This is a genomic window from Paraburkholderia sp. 31.1 (assembly GCF_014397645.1).
Lineage (GTDB): Bacteria > Pseudomonadota > Gammaproteobacteria > Burkholderiales > Burkholderiaceae > Paraburkholderia > Paraburkholderia tuberum.
In genome coordinates this window covers 1-2,144 of record NZ_VZQN01000129.1, presented here as the reverse complement: position 1 = coordinate 2,144, position 2,144 = coordinate 1, and the positions used below count along the sequence as shown (strand labels likewise).

Sequence of the window (2,144 nt, the reverse complement as noted above, 5' to 3'; positions counted from 1 at the left end):
GGGGAGAATACGGTGACGGGATGGCCATGCTTTCGTTCTTAAAGCGCCGATATCCCGACCTTAAGATAATCGTCTTCACCACGATCGACAATTTCGCCATTGCTTCCAAGATGGGGAAAATTGGTATCCAATCCGTACTGAACAAATCGAAAGATGTTGACTATCTGATTACCGCCATACATGCAGTTCACGCGGGTGCAACCTACTTTTCACCGACTTCACGCGAGCAACCCGGAAGAGTCGGCCCAACGCAAGCCATACCCCCGCGCAATCTTTCGGGGCGGGAAGCCGAGGTTGTACGTCTGTACGTGTCCGGCGTCACGATTAACGAAATAGCCGCCCAGTTGAATCGGACGAAGCAGACAGTGAGCGCACAGAAAAGGGCGGCGATGCGCAAGCTGGGCATAGAACGTGACGCTGATTTATTCAGGTTTGCATATGAAAGCGGCTTTTCGGCCTCCGCGATTCACGCAGAGGATATCGACGCGAATGTCAGGTTATACCCAAATACGGGTGTCTAATCGTCAGCCAATGCCTGGTACTATTTAGTCGCCCCTTCAGAACTGCGCAGAGCCAGCTGCAGCAAGTGATCGGAAGAAGTTCGTTGATTGTCGAACTCCCAGAAGCAATATCGATCTGATTTTCTTTCCGGGAGTTTGCGAGCCTCGCCGATGAGCACGCCCGATTTTTTTCGCAGCCGTCTGGACGCGATGATTGATCTTCGTCACCCGCTGGCGGTGTTGGCCACGCAAATGCCGTGGGCGTCGATCGAAGCAACGCTGACCCCGGTGTTCGAGCGGCGTGCTCGCGAAGGACGAGTCAGTGATGATGTCGATCTGTTCGGTAGTGCGGCGACGCTGGCGGGGGCTGGCCCGAGCGCGGCAGGCCGGCCGCGCCTGCCGGTTCGCCTGATGGTCGGCCTGCTCTACCTGAAGCACGCGTACAACGAAAGTGACGAGTCGGTATGCGAGCGTTGGGCGCAGGACGTGTACTTCCAGTTCTTCTGCGGCGAAGAGTACTTTCAGCCCCGCCTGCCGTGCGACCCAACCAACCTGGTGCGTTTCCGGCAAGCGCTGGGCGAAGCGGGTGTCGAGGAATTACTGGCCACAACGATCGCCGCCGCCGTGCACATGAAGGCGGTAACACCCGCCGAATTCGAACGCGTGATTGTTGACACCACAGTCCAGGAGAAGGCGATCGCGTATCCGACCGACAGTCGCCTGCTTGATGTGGCGCGGGCCAAACTTGTGCAATTGGCGCAGCGCGCGGGTCTGAGTCTGAAGCAGACCTACGAACGCGAGGGCAAGCGTCTGCGTCGCCGTGCTGGCGGCTACGCGCACGCCAAACAATTCAAGCGCCTGCGTCGCGTGCTCAAACGACAGCGCACAGTGCTGGGACGACTGCTGCGAGACATCGAGCGCAAGCTGCCTGACGCCTCGGAGTCACAGCAGGTCAAGCTTCGCGTCTGGCTGGAACGGGCGTGGCGAATCTGCCGCCAGCGCCCGAAGGACAAGAACAAACTGTACGCATTGCATGCCCCGGAAGTCGAGTGCATCGGGAAGGGCAAGGCGCGGCAGCCCTATGAGTTCGGCGTCAAGGTCAGCCTGGCAATCACAGAGAAGCAAGGCCTGATCGTCGGCGCACGGGCGTTCCCGGGCAACCCCTACGACGGCCACACCCTGGCTGAACAGCTCGAGCAGACATCGATCCTGTTGCAGGAGGTGCCGGGCGCACCCCGTGCGAAGACGGCGCTGGTCGATCTCGGGTTTCGCGGCGTCGATGCCGACGTGGCGCCGGTACAGGTCGTGCATCGCGGCAAGAGCAGGACGTTGTCGGCACCCCAGCGCCGCTGGCTCAAACGGCGACAGGCCATCGAGCCGATCATCGGCCATGTCAAGCAGGATCACGGCATGCGACGCTGCTGGCTGAAGGGGCAAACTGGCGACGCCCCGCATGCGGTGCTGTGCGCCGTCGGCTATAACCTGCGCTGGCTGCTGCGCGCAATCGCCCGGCTCGGCATCAAGCCTGCCTTTTTTGTTCTCATGGTTCTGCGCCTGTTCGTTGACTTCACGTCGATAACGTTGCTTTCACGCTCCGCACGCGGCTTCCTTCAACTCGCTAAATGAATTTTGCAGGTCCGACTA

At 59.8% G+C, this 2,144-nt stretch carries 2 protein-coding genes; both read left to right on the top strand.

The window, feature by feature from the left end:
- Window positions 1–521: response regulator transcription factor (locus F6X37_RS35540; protein WP_187614642.1), on the top strand; the 521-nt coding region annotated here is incomplete at its 5' end.
- A gap of 150 nt (window positions 522–671) precedes the next feature.
- Window positions 672–2,126 (top strand): IS5 family transposase, encoded by a 1,455-nt coding sequence (locus tag F6X37_RS35535; protein ID WP_187614641.1) that lies wholly within the window; start codon window positions 672–674, stop codon window positions 2,124–2,126.
- The last annotated feature ends 18 nt before the right edge of the window (window positions 2,127–2,144 follow it).